The sequence below is a fragment of the Streptomyces sp. Root1310 genome (assembly GCF_001426425.1).
Taxonomy (GTDB): domain Bacteria; phylum Actinomycetota; class Actinomycetes; order Streptomycetales; family Streptomycetaceae; genus Streptomyces.
Map to the genome: position 1 here is coordinate 390582 of NZ_LMEQ01000032.1, position 15662 is coordinate 406243.

Here is a 15662-nt window from a genome sequence, read left to right on the forward strand (position 1 = left end):
TGAAGGCGCGCTGCGGACGGGGGTGAGCGGCCGGTTCAGGGCACGGCGGGACCGGTGACCTGCCGTCCCTGCTCGTCGTACGGCCAGACGTTGGGGGCACAGCCGTCCATGCCCTTGATCTGCTGCATCATCGCCGGGGCGGGCCTGCCCGGACCGGGACAGCCGACGTGGCCGTGCCCCAGGAAGTGGCCGACCTCGTGATTGACGATCAGCGCGCGATAGGCGGTGACGTCCTTGGCGTAGACGGGGGTGGCCAGCAGCCAGCGCCTGAGGTTGACCATGACGTTGTCGGCCACGTTGCAGTTGACCTCGCCGCCGGTGTCCAGTCCGTACTGCCCGCAGATCTTGTCCACGGTGCCGGGTGTCGCGACCCGTACGACGAAGTCGGTGGTGCCGCCGGAGACCCGCTGGAACGCCGAGTGACCGTCCGCCGTCCAGCCGCGCCGGTCGCCCAGGATGATCTCCACCTGCCGGGCCACCACCGCGGCGGACAGGGAGAGTCCGTCCTCGACGTCGACCCGGTAGCGCAGGGCCGTGCCCCTGCCCACCTTGGCGCTGGAGCCGGGGGCCGTGGTGAAGGTGCCCGGACCCGAGGCCGGGATGTCCGGCCCGGACGTCCCGGCGGTCGCACCGCCCGAGGCTCCGCCCGACGCGCCGCCGGAAGCACCGTCGGACGAGCCACCGGACGAACCGCCGGACGGAGTGCCCGACGAACCGGCGGACGGAGCACCGGGGGACGGGCTGCCCGACGAACCGGCCGACGGACTGCCCGAGGTGCCTGCTGTTGCCCCGGAACCGGCCGTCGGCCCGGTGGGCGCGTGGTCGGACCCCCCGGCTCCGCCCGGCTCGGCGGACACCGTGGCGCGGCCCCCGGCCGAGGCCCCGCCCGCGTCGGCGGACGTCCAGCCCGCGGCCGCGAAACCGGCGGCGCCCAGCACGGCCAGTGCCGCCGTTCCGCCCCACACCGAACCCTTCCGCACGCGTCGGCCGGAGGCATGCGCGGGGCCGCCCCGACGGCGACGGGCGGAGGAGGGAGTTGCTTTGTGCGCGGTCATGGTTGTTCAGATTGTGATCGCCATGTGATCGGATCTGGCCCAGACGATAACAAAATGATAACGACTCATTCAGTTCCGTTTCATGTGATCATCCGGTAACAGTTCTCCGAACGGGCCCACCGTGTACGGATACTGAGCCCATGTCACGAGTTCTGCTGATCGAGGACGACCGCGCCGTGCGGGACGGCGTCGCCCTCGCGCTGCGCCGTCAGGGCCACGAGGTCGCCGCCGCCGGGACCGGGGAGGACGGCCTGGACCGGCTGCGGTCCTTCCGGCCCGACGTGGTGGTGCTGGACCTGATGCTGCCCGGCATGACCGGCCTGGACGTCTGCCGCAGGATGCGTGACCTGGACCAGACACTGCCGATCATCATGGCGACCGCCCGGGGCGACGACGAGGACATCGTTGTCGGCCTCGAAGCCGGCGCCGACGACTACGTGGTCAAGCCCGTGCCGGCCCGGGTGCTCCAGGCCCGGATCCGCGCCCTCCTGCGACGGGCGGCCGGCGCGCCCGCCGACGGCGGCATACCGAAGATCGACACCTACGGCGACCTGGCCGTGGACCGGGCCGGACTCTCGGTCACCCGGCAGGGGGAGCCGGTCGCCCTCGCCCCCTCCGAACTGCGCCTGCTGCTGACCCTGTCGGCCTCGCCCGGCCAGGTGTTCAGCCGCCAGCAACTCCTCGAGGCGGTCTGGCAGCACAGCTACCACGGCGACGCGCGCCTGGTGGACGCCTGCGTCAAACGACTGCGCGCCAAACTGGGCGAACCCCCGCGCGAGCCCCGCCACATCCACACCGTGCGCGGCTTCGGCTACCGGTTCGCCTCCCGGTGAGGCCCCTGGGACTCCGGGTCGGGACGCACCGACTGCGTGGTCTGCGCGTGCGGCTGGTGGTGGCGTTCGCGCTGGTCGCCGCCGTCACCGCCACCACCACCGGCGCGCTCACCTTCCGGGAGGCGCGCACCGGCGTGCTCCAGCAGAGCCAGGACGCCGTGATCGAGCTGCTGCGCACCCACGTCACCCGGCTCGCCCCCGAGCTCGTCCTGCCCGCCGGCCGGGACGAACTGCGCCGGTTCGCCGCCGAGGTGGCCGGCGCCGATCCGTCGGGCTCCTGGCGCGTGCTGGTCGTCTACCGGGGGCTGCAGGCCACGTCCGTTCCCGACGACCCGTTCGAGGAGCTGACGCCCGCCCTGCGCGAGGCGGTGGACTCCCGGTCGGCCACCGTCTTCCAGCGGGTGAACCGCGCGGACCACACCGCACTCGTCGTCGGCATGTCGGTCGGCTTCACCTCCACCGCGTCGAGCGGCTGGCCCCTGTCCGGCCTCCAGGTGTTCCTGACGGTGCCGCAGACCACCGAACAGGCTTACGTGGACGCCCTGGTGACCGCCGTGGAGCGGGCCGCCGTCCCCGCCCTGGCCCTCGCCGTCCTGCTCGCGCTGCTCGCCGCCCGCGGGGTGCTGCGACCGGTGCGCGCGCTGCGCCACGCCACCCGCAGCATCGCCGAGGGCCGACTGGACACCCGCCTCGCCGTCGACGGCTCCGACGAACTCGCCGAGCTGTCGCACACGTTCAACGAGACGGCCGCCGCCCTGGAGGAGTCGGTCGCCGAACTGCGCGGCATGGAGGCCAGGGCCCGGCGTTTCGCCGCGGACGTCTCGCACGAGCTGCGCACCCCGCTGGCGGCCATGTCGGCCGTCACCGACGTTCTCGACGAGGATGCCGCCGGCCTCGACCCGGACACCGCCACCGCGGTCCGCCTGATCAGCGAGGAGACCGTGAAACTGGCCCGGCTCGTGGACGACCTGATGGAGATCTCCCGGTTCGACGCGGGCGCGGCCGTGCTGCACCTGGACGAGATCGACCTCGCCGAGTCCCTGCGGCGCACCCTCGCCGCCCGCGGCTGGACCGGCACGGTGGAGGCCCGCCTGCCGGAGCCGGACGCGCTGCGCGCACGCGTCGACCCGCGCCGCCTCGACGTCGTCGTCGCCAACCTCGTCGGCAACGCCCTGCGGCACGGTTCCCGTCCGGTGCGGCTGAGCCTGCGCGAGGGCGGCGGCGCGGGCGAGGGGCCCGGCGCCGGACGGCGGGCCGTCATCGAGGTGCTGGACAGCGGGCCCGGGATCCCGGACGACGTGCTTCCCCATGTCTTCGAACGCTTCTACAAGTCGGACGCCGCCCGGTCCCGGACCGAGGGCAGCGGACTGGGACTGGCGATCACCGAGGAGAACGTCCGGATGCACGGCGGCACGGTCCGGGCGGCGAACCGGCCGGAGGGCGGCGCCGCCTTCACGGTGGACCTCCCGCTGCGGCGGGACGAGCCGACGCCGGACGAGCCGACACGGGACCGGGCGCCGGACGAGCCGACACGGGACCGGGCGCCGGGCGAGCGGACGCGGGAGGAGCGGGCATGGGGGGAGTGGGCATGAGGGCCGTACGCCGAGCCGTACTGCTGTGCGTCCCGGCCCTGTGGACGCTGGTCTCCTGCGGCATTCCGGCGACCGGCGTGGTGGAGGCGGGCGGACCCGCGCGCGGGCTCGTGCCGATGCTGCGGGTCTATTTCGTCGAAAACGGTTCCCTGGTCGCGGTGCCCCGCAGACCCGCCGGCGCGGTAGACGCCGAGTCGGCGGTGATGAACCTGCTCGACGGTCCGACGGACACGGAACGGCTGCAGCGACTGACCACGCTGCTGCCCCCGCTGACGGCCGCCGCGACCTCCGGCCCGACGCCCGCGGCGAGCGTGCCCTCCACCGTCGCCGTGCCTTCCACCGCGAGCATGGCTCCTACCGCGAGCCTGGCTCCCACCGTCGGTCCGTCCGGCGGTTCCGCCGCCGAGGCCGCGGCGTCGGCCGCCGTGTCGGTGAACGCGCGAAGCGACGTCGTGTCGATCCACCTGCGGTATGTCACCGACGAGTTGAGCGATCTCGCGGTGGCGCAGCTGATCTGCACGGCAGCGGAGGCGCAGCGCACCGCCGACACCGGCACCGGCGTCGGCGTCGGGACCGTGACCGTGAAGGTGACGAACGCGCGCGGGCGGAGCGTCGAGGGGACCGACGAGCGCTGTCCGGCCGGCCTCACCACACAGGCCGGGTCGCCGACCGCGTCCGCGCCTTCGACGCGCCGGTAGGACTCGCCGGAAAGCGGCGCGGACACGGCCGCGCGGCAGCCCGCCGATTGGCCGGCCGTCGTAGGCCGGCAGGCCCCGGATCGCCGTCATCCGTGGTCTCCTCATGGACCTCGACGCCACCGGCGACACCACCCGCGCCGACCGGGCCTTCCACGACTTCCTCGGTCGAGCACCTGTCCGGCGCTTGACGCCCGGGCTCCGTGGCTTCGCCGGGCGCGCCTCGGTGACGCCCCCGGGGGAGGTCACAGCCGGGTGGCCGTGCGGATCAGACCGGCGAGGGCGACGGAGCGGCTGTGCGCGGGCCAGGCGATGTGGGTGACGACGAGGGGCGCGTCGGTCAGGGGGACGGCGGCGTGCTCGGCCCACAGCCAGGAGCGGGCGGAGTCCGGGAGGACGGCCACGGTGCGTCCGAGGGCGATCAGCTGGGCCAGCTGCGTCTGGTCGTGGATCTCGGGGCCCGGGCCGGGCGGGTACGTGCCGTGGCGGGGCCAGCGGGCGAGCGGAAGACCGGGGATGTCGCTGATGTCGGCCAGGGACAGAGCCGCGCGCGTGGCGAGGGGATGACCGGCGGGCAGGATCGCGATCTGCTCCTCCGACATCAGCTCCTCGCTGTCGAACCCGGTGAGGGAGTTGAACGGCGCGTGCATGAGCGCCACATCGGCCCGGCCGTCGCGCAGCAGTTCGGCCTGCTCGCACATGCCGCTCGGCAGCACCTCGATCTCGGCGGCGTCGGGCTCGGCCGCGTAGGCGGCGAGGAGCTTGCGCAGCAGTTCGTGCGCCGCGGCGGCCTTCACCGCCAGCACCAGGCGGTTGCGGGGACCGCCCGGACGGTCGGCGCCGCCGGCGCGACGGGTGCGGCGCGCGGCGGCGCTGGTCGCCTCGAGAGCCGCGCGGCCCTCGTGCAGCAGCACCTCTCCGGCGCCGGTCAGGGAGACGCCGCGGCGGTCGCGTTCCAGCAGGCGTACGCCGAGGCGTCGTTCGAGCTGCTGGATCGCCCGGGACAGCGGCGGCTGGGACATGCCGAGACGCTCGGCGGCGCGGCCGAAGTGCAGTTCCTCGGCGACGGCCACGAAGTACCTCAACTCGCGTGTTTCCAAGGCGTCCACGTCCACAGCGTACGCAGTGATACCCGCCGGGTATGACAGGGCACCGGATCGGTGTTGGATGCGCCGCCGGTCCGCGCGTGACCATCGACGGCATGAGCGAAACGAAGATCGCGCTGGTGACCGGCGCGAACAAGGGAATCGGTTACGAAATCGCGGCCGGGCTGGGTGCCCTCGGCTACCGCGTGGGCGTGGGGGCCCGCGCGGAGACCCGGCGCGAAACCGCTGTCGAGAAGTTGCTCGCCGCCGGGGTGGACGCGTTCGCCGTGCCGCTGGACGTGACCGGCGACCGGAGCGTCACCGATGCCGCGGAACTGATCGAACGGCAGGCGGGGCGCCTGGACGTCCTGGTCAACAATGCGGGTATCTCGGGCGACACGGGGCCGGGGTGGGTGCAGGACCCGACCACGCTCGACCTCGACGTGGTCCGCGCGGTCGTGGAGACCAACGTCATCGGCGTCATCCGGGTGACCAACGCGATGCTGCCGCTGCTGCGGCGCTCGGCGTCGCCGCGCATCGTCAACGTCTCCAGTGCCGTCGCCTCCCTGACCCGGCAGGCGGACCCGGACGTGGGGATCGGCCCCGTCATGGCGGCCTACGCGCCGTCGAAGTCTTTCCTCAACGCCGTCACCGTGCAGTACGCCAGGCAGCTGGCCGATACGGACATCCTGATCAACGCCGCCTGCCCGGGCCTGGTCGCGACCGACTTCACCGGCTTCCACGGCCCCCGCACCCCCGAGCAGGGCGCGGCCACGGCGATCCGGCTCGCCACGCTGCCCGACGGAGGCCCGACCGGCTCGTTCTTCGAGGACGACGGCGTCATCCCCTGGTGACCCCGGGCCGACGAGCCCGGCGACGTGCCCGGGTTGCGGGCGAGTCGCGTGACGGGCGGCGCGACGTATTGAGGTTGCACGAGACGTATCGTCTCGCTTACCGTCGGCGGTATGACCAGTCGCCCCGCCCACATCGCCATGTTCTCCATCGCCGCCCACGGCCACGTGAACCCGAGCCTCGAGGTGATCCGCGAGCTCGTCGCGCGCGGGCACCGGGTGACGTACGCGATTCCACCCGTCTTCGCCGAGAAGGTCGCCGGTACCGGCGCCGAGGTCAAGCCGTGGCACTCGACGCTGCCCGGGCCCGACGACGACCCCTCCGCCTGGGGAAGCACCCTCCTCGACAACGTCGAGCCCTTCCTGGCCGACGCGATCCAGGCCCTGCCCCAGCTGATAGGGGCGTACGACGGGGACGAGCCGGACCTGGTGCTGCACGACATCACCTCCTACCCCGCCCGCGTCCTCGCGCACCGCTGGGGGGTGCCGGCGATCTCCCTCTCGCCCAACCTGGTGGCCTGGGAGGGGTACGAGGAGGAGGTCGCCGACCCGATGTGGGCGGAGCCGAGGGAAACGGACCGCGGAAAGGCTTACTACGCAAGGTTCCACGCCTGGCTGGAGGAGAACGGCATCACCGAGCACCCCGACTCCTTCGTCGGCCGCCCGGCCCGCTCCCTCGTGCTGATCCCCAGGGCCCTCCAGCCGCACGCAGACCGGGTCGACGAAAGCGTTTACACGTTCGTCGGCTCCTGCCAGGGCGACCGTGCCGCCGAGGGGGAGTGGACGCGCCCCGGGCGGGCGGAGAAGGTCGTCCTCGTCTCGCTCGGCTCGGCCTTCACCGACCGGCCGGACTTCTACCGGGAGTGCGTGCGGGCCTTCGGCGGGCTGCCGGGCTGGCACCTCGTGCTCCAGATCGGCAGACACGTCGACCCCGCCGCGCTGGGCGCCGTACCCGACAACGTCGAAGTACGTTCCTGGGTAACGCAGTTGACCGTCCTGAAGCAGGCCGACCTGTTCGTCACGCACGCCGGGGCGGGCGGCAGCCAGGAGGGGCTGGCCACGGCCACCCCGATGATCGCCGTACCGCAGGCCGTCGACCAGTTCGGCAACGCGGACATGCTCCGGGGACTCGGTGTGGCCCGGCGGATCGCCACGCCGGAGGCGACGGCCGAGACCCTGCGGGAAGCCGCCCTCGCGCTGGTCGACGACCCGGAGGTGGCCCGTCGGCTCAAGGAGATCCGGGCGGAGATGGCGGACGAGGGCGGCACCCGCCGGGCGGCGGATCTCGTCGAGGCCGAGCTGATGAGGCAGCGGTCCTGAACAACCGTCCCGATGCCCCCGAACCTCCCCTCGGCGGCCGCCGCACTGGTCAGCCGCCGGACCGCACGCACGACACCGAACCGGACGCAAGACACCGGACCGGACGCAGGGCGCCGGGCCGCACGCAAGGCACCCCACCGGACGCTGGACACCGGACCGGAGGCCGAACCGAGCATGAGTGAGGGCCCGTTGACTCCCCCGGGAGGTCAACGGGCCCTCGGCTCAGGCCTCTTGGTTCAGGCCTCTCGGTTCAGGCCCCTTCGGAGGGCCTCGGTCGGCGTCAGACCCGCAGCGGCTCGCCCTCGTCGTCCCGGGTCACCGATGCGACCGCCTCGGGCGACTCGTCGTGCGTGAGGTCGGGCAGCCAGTGCAGCCACTTCGGCAGGTACCAGTTGCGCTCGCCCAGCAGGGCCATGACGGCCGGGAGCAGCACACCCCGGATGATCGTCGCGTCGATCAGCACCGCGGCCGCCAGGCCCACGCCCATCTGCTTCATGGACTGCATGGACAGCGTTCCGAAGATCGCGAACACGGCGACCATGATGACCGCGGCGCTGGTGACCACACCGGCCGTGGTGACGACACCGTGCTTGATGGCCTCGTTCGTCGAACGGCCCCGCATCCGCGCCTCACGGATCCGCGAGACCACGAACACGTGGTAGTCCATCGACAGACCGAACAGGATCACGAAGAGGAACAGCGGCAGCCAGGTCACGATGGCGCCGACGCCCTCCGCACCCACCAGCGACGCGCCCCAGCCGTGCTGGAAGACCGCGACCAGGATGCCGTAAGCGGCCCCCACCGACAGCAGGTTGAGCACGATCGAGGTGACCGCGACCGTCAGCGACCGGAACGACAGCAGCATCAGCAGGAAGGCGAAGACCACGACGAAGGCGAACACCGGGGCGACGGCGCCGCCCAGTTGGTCGTTGAAGTCCTTCGAACCGGCCACCTGACCGGTGATCGGCGCCTGGAGGCCGTCGACCTTGCCCAGCGTCGCGGGCCGCACCTCGTCGCGCAGCTTGTCCAGGCTCGAACCCGCCTTGTCCAGGTCGGAGCCGCCGACCAGCGGGACGTACACGTAGGCGATGTTCTGTGCGTCGTGCAGCTTGATCTCGACCGGACCGCGGGAGGCGCCCGAGCTGACCGCCTGCTCCTTGAAGTCCGCGAGCGCGCTCTTCACCTCGGCGGCGTTGATGTCGTCCGCCTTGACGATCACCTCGGCCGGCTCGGAGCCGCCCGGGAAGGCGTCGTTGACCCGGTTGTAGGTCTGCACGATGGGCAGCGAGTCGCCGAACTCCTGGTCCAGGGTGAGGTTCTGGGTCTTCATGCCGACCGCCGGAGCGGCGATCGCGAGCAGCACGCCGGCCGCCACGACCAGCGACACACCGGGCTTGGCGAGGACGACCTTGAGGACGGCGCTCCAGAACCGGCTGCCCTCGGCGGCGCGCCCGCCGTTGCCGTTCTTGCGGCGCTTCTCGGGGTGCAGGAACGGGATCCGGCCCTTCTCCACCCGCCGGCCGAGCAGCGACAGCAGCGCCGGCAGCACGGTCACCGAACCGACCATGGCGACCGCGACCACCATCAGGGATGCCAGGCCCATCGCCTCGAACGTCGCGAGCCCGGTGAACAGCATGCCCGCCATCGCCACGCACACGGTGACACCGGAGACGATCACGGCACGGCCACTGGTCGCCGCGGCGATCCTGAGAGCGGTTTCCGGATCACGTCCGGCGGCCCGCTCCTCGCGCTCCCGGCGCAGGTAGAACAGGCAGTAGTCGACGCCGACGGCCAGGCCGACCAGCAGCATCACGGAGCTCGCCGTGTCGTCCATCGGCTGGAAGTGGCTGACGATGCTCATCAGACCCATCGTCGCCATGATCGCGGTGACCGCGAGCGCCACCGGCAGCAGCGCCGCCACCAGCGCGCCGAACGCGATCAGCAGAATGCCCAGGGCCACCGGCACGGCGGAGTACTCCGCCTGCTGGAAGTCGTCGCCGAACGCGTCGTCGAAGGTCTTCATCATGCTGGCGCCGCCGATCTCCTCGATCCGCACCGAGGAGTGGTCCTGCTGGACCCCCTCGACGGCCTCGAGAACCGGCTCGACCCGCTCGCCCGCGGTGTCGGAGTCGCCGCGCATGTCGAACTGGACGAGCGCGCTGCGGCCGTCCTTGGAGATCGTGTCCGAGTCGTACGGAGAGGTCACGTCGGTGACCTTGCCGGTCTTCTCCACGGCAGCGACGACCGAGGCGACGGCGGCCTTGAACTCCGGGTCCGTGGCCTTGACGGAGCCGTCCTTCGACTGGATGAGGACCGTCTCGCTGGCCGGTTCCTCGATGCCGGCGTCCTCGATGATGCGGGCGGCTGTGTGGGTCTCGCCCCCGAGCTGGTCGCTCTCCTTGACCTCGACCGTGCCCGCCGCCGAGCCGATCCCCATGGCCAGGACGACGAACAGCACCCAGATGCCCACGGCGGCCCATCGGTGCCGGGCGCTCCAGCCGCCTGCCCGCGCGGCGATGCCCCGCACCCGTATATCTCCGTTCCCCATGACGGGCCTGCCCTCTTGTGTGATGCGGTGGAAGCCCCCTGCCGCCACCTTTCGATTCGAAGGTATGGGCTGGATAAAGCCATCTCGTCGTGCTGCCCGGTGAGGTGCCGGACACCCGACTCCTCCCGTCGGACCCCGCCGTCTCACCGCTGGGGAGGACAGTGGTCCCCTACATCTATCCGTGGATCTCGGGGATGACGATCAGGGTGCGGCCGTGAGGCGGCCTGGCGGACAGGCCGCCACGCCGGGCCGACGGCCCGGGCCGCTGGTGAGAGTCGGTGGTGAGAGTCCGTGGCCAGGGCAGCCGACGGGCAGTCCGGGAGTCAGGGCGAATGGCGATTACGAAAGTTTGTTGAACAAGTCGCGAGGCTGTGGAGATGTCCGGCAGATGTTGCTCAGCGTCCCGCCGATCAGCCAGAGTTTCGCCCGGGGCCCCACCCCCCGCCGCGGCCGTCGTGCCCACCCCCACGGGGCACGACGGCCGCTTAAGGTGAGCGGATGACGACGACGTACGCGGCACTGCTGCGCGGCATCAACGTGGGCGGCAGCAGGAAGGTCCCGATGGCCGACCTGCGCACCCTGCTCGAGGGGCTCGGTCTCGGAGACGTCCGCACCTACCTCCAGAGCGGCCAGGCCGTCTTCTCCTCCGCGCACGGGGACGAGGAGCACCTCGCCGCCGAGCTCACGGCGGCGATCGAGAAACACTTCGGCTTCGCCGTCGGCGTGATCGTTCGCGACCACGCCTATCTGAAAGCGGTTGCCGACGACTGCCCGTTCCCGGCCGCCGAGCTGGAGGCCAAGCAGCTCCACGCCACGTACTTCTCCACCCCCGTCGAAGCGGAGCGCTACGCCGGGATCGACCGGGCCGCCCACCTCCCCGAGGAGTTCCGCCTCGGCGACCGCGTCCTGTACCTCTACGCCCCCGAGGGCCTCGGCCGGTCCAAGCTCGCCGAGCAACTGTCGAAGCCGCGAGTGAACAAGGGCCTCATCGCCACCACCCGGAACTGGAACACCGTCGTCAAACTGGTGGAGATGACGCAAGCGTGACCGTGCGCGGGCCGTGGAAGGGTGCCGGAGAGAGGATCTCGCGGGGCACTACGAGCCGCGGACCGGCGTAGAGCCGGCGGGGCTTCTCGTGGGTGCGGGTCGGCGGCCACGGCGTCCACGAGAGCCGGATCGTCCCCGGTGAGCGAGCGTCGTGTTTCCGCAACCACGACAGCCCCCAGCCGTCCCAGGCAAGCGGTTCGCGAGGATCGGTGGGCGGATCGGAGACATCCAGGCTGCCAGGGTCGCTGCACGGCGTCTGCCGCAGGGAGAAGTCGTCCACGCCCGGCCCCTCGGGCCTGCCCCAGGTACAAGGGCAACCTCGTACGAAACCGTTTCCCATGCTCTAGACGGTGCGTACACCCATGCTCTTGACGGGGCGTACGCACGACTGTGCGAGGCTCGTCCCATGCGTTACATCATCATCGGGGCAGGGGCGATCGGCGGCACCGTCGGCGGACGACTGGCGCAGGCCGGGCACGAGGTCGTGCTGGTCGCACGCGGCGCGCACCGGGCGGCGCTCACGGAGGGCGGACTGCGGCTCAGGGTTCCGCAGGGCGAACTGACGTACCGGCTGCCCGTCGTCGACGGACCGGACGCGCTCGGCGCGCTGCGCCCCGACGACGTCCTCTTCCTCGCCGTCAAGACCCAGGACACCGAGGCGGCACTCCGGGTCTGGGGCCCGGCCCCGGTCGAGGGCGGCGGCACGGCCGCGGAGCGACTGCCCCTGGTCTGCGCGCAGAACGGCGTGGAGAGCCCCCGCCTCGCCCTGCGCCGCTTCCGGCACGTCTACGGCGTCTGCGTCTGGCTGCCCGCCACCCATGTCGAACCGGGTGTCGTCTCCGCCGCCGGCACCCCGCTCACCGGCATCCTCCACCTCGGCCGGTACCCGCACGGCACCGACGACACGGCCCGCCGTATCGCCGCCGACCTGGACAACGCGCACTTCGAGGCGCCGGTCGTGCCCGACGTCTCCCGCTGGCAGTACGCGAAGCTGCTGTCCAACCTCGGAAACGCCCTGGAAGCGGTGAGCGGCCCGGTGGGCGACCCCGAGGCGGAGGCGCTGTACGCGAGGGTGCGGGCCGAGGGCGAGGCCGTGCTGCGCGCCGCCGGGATCGTGTGGGCGAGCACCGGGGAACAGCAGGCCCTGCGCGGTGACAAGGTCACCCTCGTCCCGCTGGAGGGCACCCCGCGCGGCGGTGGCTCCTCCTGGCAGTCCCTCAGCCGCGGTGCGGGCAGCATCGAGGCCGACCACCTCAACGGCGAGATCGCGCTCCTCGGCCGTCTGCACGGTGTGCCGACCCCGCTGAACGAGTTGCTGCAACGGCTTGCCAACCAGTTCGCCCGGGAACGGAGGGCGCCCGGTTCCCTGCCGTTGCCGGAACTCGTCCGACTGGCCGAGGACCGGTCCGCCGGCGCTGTCGCGTTTGTTCAAGAGTCCTGAGCCTGCCGCCGCCTAGCGTGGGACGCATGAAGTACGACGAGACGCACCAGTACATGTCCGCATGCGCCGCCGAGGCGTCGCGCGTCGCCCGCGGTGTCCCGGCGGCCCGGTTGAACGACCCGACGCACTGCCCTGGCTGGGATGTCCGCACCCTGGTCAACCACTGGGTCCTCTACACCTCCCACGGCCTCGAGCACCGCGCCCTGCGCAAGCCGCTCCCCGACGACCTGGTCGCCCGCGACTTCACCGCCGACCCGCGGTGGGCCGAGGCGTACGCCGACCAGCTGGAGCGCGCGGTCGCGGCCTGGGCGGAGCCGGCCGTGTGGGAGGGCGAGGTGGACCTGGGAATGGCCGCGATGCCCGCCGTCGAGCTGGCCGCGATGATCGTCAAGGAGACGGCGGTACACGGCTGGGACGTGGCGGTCGCCACCGACCAGGAGTTCCACATCTCGGACGACGCGGCCCGCTTCGTCCTCGACGTCGTCGAACGGCACGGCGACCTCTACCGCCGGTACGAGGGCTTCGCGGCGGTGGTGCCGTGGGCGGAGGACGCCCCGGCGTTCGAACGGGCGCTTGCGGCGAGCGGCCGCGACCCCCGGCAGGGCGCCGTACGCGCGGACCGCTGAGCGATCACCTCGGGTCGGCCGGGGGTGAGGCAAGGCAAGCGGTGTCGCAACGGAAACCGCTGTCGAAAGTGAAGCCAAGATCCCCGCGCGGCGCGCGAGAGCCCATCGCCGGTCAGGCTCCTACGGCCGCCAGCGCCGGCGTACGCGCCGCGTCGTACCGTTCCAGCAGTACCCGCGCCACCTCCGGCGCCGGACCCAGCACATCGGCCAGCACGTCCGCCGCGGCGGCGCCTCGCGCGATGCGGTCCGGCAGGAAGCCGGGGGCCAGGACGTACGGTGCGACGGCGACCCGCGAGCACCCCAGCGCCCGCAGTTCGCGGACCGCGTCCTCGGTGCGCGGGAACCCCGAGGGAGAACCGGCGGAGGCGAACGCAGGCCGCACGGCACACCAACCGGTGCGCCGCCACTCCCGCGCGATGTCTGCGATCACTGCGATCGCCTCCGGGTCCGTGGACCCCGCCGAGGCCAGCACGACCCCGGTCGAGGACTTGTCGGCGGGCGTCAGGCCGGCCTCGTACAGCCGCCGTTCGAGGACGGCGAGCAGCAGCGGCGACGGGCCGAGCACCTCGGCCTGTCTGATCCGCAGCTGTGCCGGAGCATCCCGCAGGACCGCCGGGATGTCGGCCTTCGCGTGGAACGCCCGGGTCAGCAGCAGCGGCAGGGCCACGACGTCACGGACGCCCTCCGCCGCCAACGACTCCAGCACCCCATGGACGGAGGGGATGTTGAAGTCCAGGAAACCGGTCTCTACACGCAGGCCCGGCCGCAACGACCGCACCCGCCGCACCAGGGCGTGCACGGTCGCCGCGTGCCGCGGGTCACGACTGCCGTGGGCAATCACCACGAGAACGGGAGGAACCGGTTTCCTGTACATGTGAATTCAGCTCTTCACCAGCAGACCACGGCTGCGCAGCACCCACCGCTCCAGCGGACTGAAGATCAGCAGGTCGATCGCGATGCCGACGAACAGGATGAGCAGGATCGCCTCGAACACCATCGACATGTCACTGGCGTTGCGCCCGTTCTCCAGCAACTGACCGAGACCGACGCCGAGGTCGGGGAAGGACGCGATGATCTCCGCAGCCATCAGCGAACGCCACGAGAACGCCCAGCCCTGCTTCAGACCCGCCACATAGCCCGGCAGGGCTGCCGGCAACGTGATGTACACGGTTCCCTTCAGCCCCGTCGCGCCCATCGTGCGGCCCGCCCGCAGGAACAGCGGCGGCACCTGGTCGACGCCGGACACCAGCCCGTTGGCGATGGACGGCACCGCACCGAGCAGGATCACCGCGTACATCATCGAGTTGTTCAGCCCCAGCCACAGCACCGCGGGCGGCACCCACGCCACCGACGGCAGCGACTGGAGACCGGACAGGATCGGACCGATCGCCGCCCGCACGAACTTCACGCGGGCCACCAGCAGACCCAGCGGGGTGCCGATCGCCAGCGCGAAGAGGAAGCCGAGCAGACCGCGCGAGACGCTGGTCCAGATGTAGCCGAGCAGCTTGCCCTCGAGCCAGGCGTCCTGGAGCGTACGCCAGACGTCCACGGGGGAGACCAGCTTGGTCGGGTCGTCGACGACCTTGAAGGTGATCTGCCAGACGATCAGCAGCAGCAGGGTCGCCAGGATCGGCGGGAGGATCTTGTCGATGAAGGTCCGGCGAAAGGGCGTACGGCCGGTGGGCGCCACGACGTCCAGCGCGTCGAGCCCCGCCTCCACCCCGGCAAGCTCGGTGGTGGCCGGCTTCGTCACCGTCGTCTTCGTCTCAGTGCTGGCCATGACGGCGGATCTCCCCACGCAGGACTTCGGTGATCTCGATGGACAGTTCCGCCACCGGGGCGTCCTCGATCCGGCGCGGCTGCGGGATGTCGACCGTCCACTCGCGCGCCACCCGGCCGGGCCGGGAGGACAGCAGGACGACCCGCTGCGCGAGCCGCACCGCCTCCCGCACGTTGTGCGTGACGAAGAGGACGGACAGTCCCGTCTCTCCCCAGATCCGGGTCAGTTCGTCGTGCAGAACATCCCGCGTGATGGCGTCCAGCGCCGCGAACGGCTCGTCCATCAGCAGGATGTTGCTCTCCTGCGCCAGCGCGCGGGCCATCGCCACGCGCTGCCGCATACCGCCGGAAAGTTCGTGAACACGCTTTCCGTACGCACCCTTCAACCGCACCAGCTCGAGGAGCTCCTCGGCCTTGTCGCGCCGCTCGGGCTTGGCGACTCCCCGGAGCTTCAGGGCGAGCTCGATGTTCTTGCCCGCGGTCAGCCACGGGAAGAGGGCGTGCTCCTGGAACATCAGCGCCGGCCGGCCGTCCGTCGTGATGGAGCCGGTGGTGGGCTCGTCGAGCCCCGCCACCAGGTTGAGCAACGTGGATTTGCCGCAGCCCGAAGCCCCCAGGAGGGTGACGAACTCGCCGGGAGCGACATCGAGAGTGATGTCGTCCAGGACGAGCTGCTGCCCACCCGGCCCCGCGAAGGACTTCGAGACGTGCTCAAGCCGGGCCGCGTACTCCACGGACTCCGCGGACTCGGCGGCCTTGGCGAAGGTCGTGGCCATGGTCGTCACCTCCT

Annotated in this window: 13 protein-coding genes and 1 pseudogene; 8 read left to right on the forward strand and 6 right to left on the reverse strand. The window is 71.9% G+C overall.

Going from position 1 to position 15662, the window contains the following annotated elements:
- Positions 1 to 35: 35 nt before the first annotated feature.
- Positions 36 to 1055, reverse strand: coding sequence for a DUF3152 domain-containing protein (locus ASD48_RS34940; protein WP_242432821.1), 1020 nt, complete (start codon positions 1053 to 1055; stop codon positions 36 to 38).
- Positions 1056 to 1195: 140 nt separating this feature from the next.
- On the opposite strand from ASD48_RS34940, the gene ASD48_RS34945 reads away from it, so the two are divergent.
- The 3 genes from ASD48_RS34945 to ASD48_RS34955 are packed head-to-tail and all read left to right on the forward strand — an operon-like array spanning position 1196 to position 4178.
- A complete protein-coding gene (locus ASD48_RS34945) occupies positions 1196 to 1888 on the forward strand; it encodes a response regulator transcription factor (protein WP_057605879.1) in 693 nt (230 codons plus the stop codon).
- Positions 1885 to 3480, forward strand: a complete 1596-nt coding sequence (locus ASD48_RS34950; RefSeq protein WP_242432822.1) for a HAMP domain-containing sensor histidine kinase — start codon at positions 1885 to 1887, stop codon at positions 3478 to 3480. Before ASD48_RS34945 ends, ASD48_RS34950 begins: the two co-directional genes overlap by 4 nt.
- A complete protein-coding gene (locus tag ASD48_RS34955) occupies positions 3477 to 4178 on the forward strand; it encodes a hypothetical protein (RefSeq protein ID WP_063887535.1) in 702 nt (233 codons plus the stop codon). The genes ASD48_RS34950 and ASD48_RS34955 overlap by 4 nt, the downstream gene beginning before the upstream one ends.
- Positions 4179 to 4420: 242 nt before the next feature.
- Here the strand turns inward: ASD48_RS34955 and ASD48_RS34960 are convergent, their stop codons facing one another.
- Positions 4421 to 5284, reverse strand: a complete 864-nt coding sequence (locus tag ASD48_RS34960) for a LysR family transcriptional regulator (RefSeq protein ID WP_057606107.1) — start codon at positions 5282 to 5284, stop codon at positions 4421 to 4423.
- A 92-nt stretch (positions 5285 to 5376) separates the two neighbouring features.
- Here ASD48_RS34960 and ASD48_RS34965 point away from each other — a divergent pair, with 92 nt between their 5' ends.
- Together ASD48_RS34965 and mgt are read left to right on the forward strand one after the other, a co-directional pair.
- The gene (locus ASD48_RS34965) at positions 5377 to 6114 is read left to right on the forward strand and encodes an SDR family oxidoreductase (RefSeq protein ID WP_057606108.1); all 738 of its coding nucleotides are present in this window, start codon (positions 5377 to 5379) and stop codon (positions 6112 to 6114) included.
- A gap of 68 nt (positions 6115 to 6182) precedes the next feature.
- Positions 6183 to 7431, forward strand: a pseudogene (gene mgt / locus ASD48_RS34970) (macrolide-inactivating glycosyltransferase).
- A 280-nt stretch (positions 7432 to 7711) separates the two neighbouring features.
- Here mgt and ASD48_RS34975 read toward each other — a convergent pair.
- Entirely contained in the window at positions 7712 to 9979 is a 2268-nt protein-coding gene (locus tag ASD48_RS34975) for an MMPL family transporter (protein ID WP_057605883.1), read from the reverse strand.
- A 498-nt stretch (positions 9980 to 10477) separates the two neighbouring features.
- Here ASD48_RS34975 and ASD48_RS34980 point away from each other — a divergent pair, with 498 nt between their 5' ends.
- The 3 genes from ASD48_RS34980 (at position 10478) to ASD48_RS34990 (ending at position 13093) form a co-directional block, all read left to right on the forward strand.
- Positions 10478 to 11026 carry a DUF1697 domain-containing protein gene (locus tag ASD48_RS34980; protein WP_057605884.1) on the forward strand — a complete coding sequence of 183 codons (549 nt, stop codon included), beginning with the start codon at positions 10478 to 10480 and terminating at the stop codon, positions 11024 to 11026.
- A gap of 406 nt (positions 11027 to 11432) precedes the next feature.
- Positions 11433 to 12467, forward strand: coding sequence for a 2-dehydropantoate 2-reductase N-terminal domain-containing protein (locus ASD48_RS34985; protein ID WP_057605885.1), 1035 nt, complete (start codon positions 11433 to 11435; stop codon positions 12465 to 12467).
- Positions 12468 to 12493: 26 nt separating this feature from the next.
- Positions 12494 to 13093, forward strand: a complete 600-nt coding sequence (locus tag ASD48_RS34990; protein WP_057605886.1) for a TIGR03086 family metal-binding protein — start codon at positions 12494 to 12496, stop codon at positions 13091 to 13093.
- 112 nt (positions 13094 to 13205) lie between these two features.
- Here the strand turns inward: ASD48_RS34990 and ASD48_RS34995 are convergent, their stop codons facing one another.
- The 3 genes from ASD48_RS34995 to ASD48_RS35005 are packed head-to-tail and all read right to left on the reverse strand — an operon-like array spanning position 13206 to position 15648.
- Entirely contained in the window at positions 13206 to 13967 is a 762-nt protein-coding gene (locus ASD48_RS34995) for a sirohydrochlorin chelatase (protein WP_057605887.1), read from the reverse strand.
- Between the two features lie 6 nt (positions 13968 to 13973).
- Positions 13974 to 14873: an ABC transporter permease gene (locus ASD48_RS35000; protein ID WP_057605888.1), complete on the reverse strand. Its 900-nt coding sequence runs from the start codon at positions 14871 to 14873 to the stop codon at positions 13974 to 13976.
- A complete protein-coding gene (locus tag ASD48_RS35005) occupies positions 14860 to 15648 on the reverse strand; it encodes an ABC transporter ATP-binding protein (RefSeq protein ID WP_057605889.1) in 789 nt (262 codons plus the stop codon). Before ASD48_RS35005 ends, ASD48_RS35000 begins: the two co-directional genes overlap by 14 nt.
- Between the last annotated feature and the right edge of the window lie 14 nt (positions 15649 to 15662).

Excerpts from the sequence above, each read along its gene's own strand:
- ASD48_RS35000 (WP_057605888.1), bottom strand. The coding sequence starts at position 14,873 with ATGGCCAGCACTGAGACGAAGACGACGGTGACGAAGCCGGCCACCACC.
- ASD48_RS34965 (WP_057606108.1), top strand. The coding sequence starts at position 5,377 with ATGAGCGAAACGAAGATCGCGCTGGTGACCGGCGCGAACAAGGGAATC.
- ASD48_RS34995 (WP_057605887.1), bottom strand. The coding sequence starts at position 13,967 with ATGTACAGGAAACCGGTTCCTCCCGTTCTCGTGGTGATTGCCCACGGC.
- ASD48_RS34990 (WP_057605886.1), top strand. The coding sequence starts at position 12,494 with ATGAAGTACGACGAGACGCACCAGTACATGTCCGCATGCGCCGCCGAG.
- ASD48_RS35005 (WP_057605889.1), bottom strand. The coding sequence starts at position 15,648 with ATGGCCACGACCTTCGCCAAGGCCGCCGAGTCCGCGGAGTCCGTGGAG.
- ASD48_RS34955 (WP_063887535.1), top strand. The coding sequence starts at position 3,477 with ATGAGGGCCGTACGCCGAGCCGTACTGCTGTGCGTCCCGGCCCTGTGG.
- ASD48_RS34945 (WP_057605879.1), top strand. The coding sequence starts at position 1,196 with ATGTCACGAGTTCTGCTGATCGAGGACGACCGCGCCGTGCGGGACGGC.
- ASD48_RS34975 (WP_057605883.1), bottom strand. The coding sequence starts at position 9,979 with ATGGGGAACGGAGATATACGGGTGCGGGGCATCGCCGCGCGGGCAGGC.
- ASD48_RS34940 (WP_242432821.1), bottom strand. The coding sequence starts at position 1,055 with ATGACCGCGCACAAAGCAACTCCCTCCTCCGCCCGTCGCCGTCGGGGC.
- ASD48_RS34980 (WP_057605884.1), top strand. The coding sequence starts at position 10,478 with ATGACGACGACGTACGCGGCACTGCTGCGCGGCATCAACGTGGGCGGC.
- ASD48_RS34985 (WP_057605885.1), top strand. The coding sequence starts at position 11,433 with ATGCGTTACATCATCATCGGGGCAGGGGCGATCGGCGGCACCGTCGGC.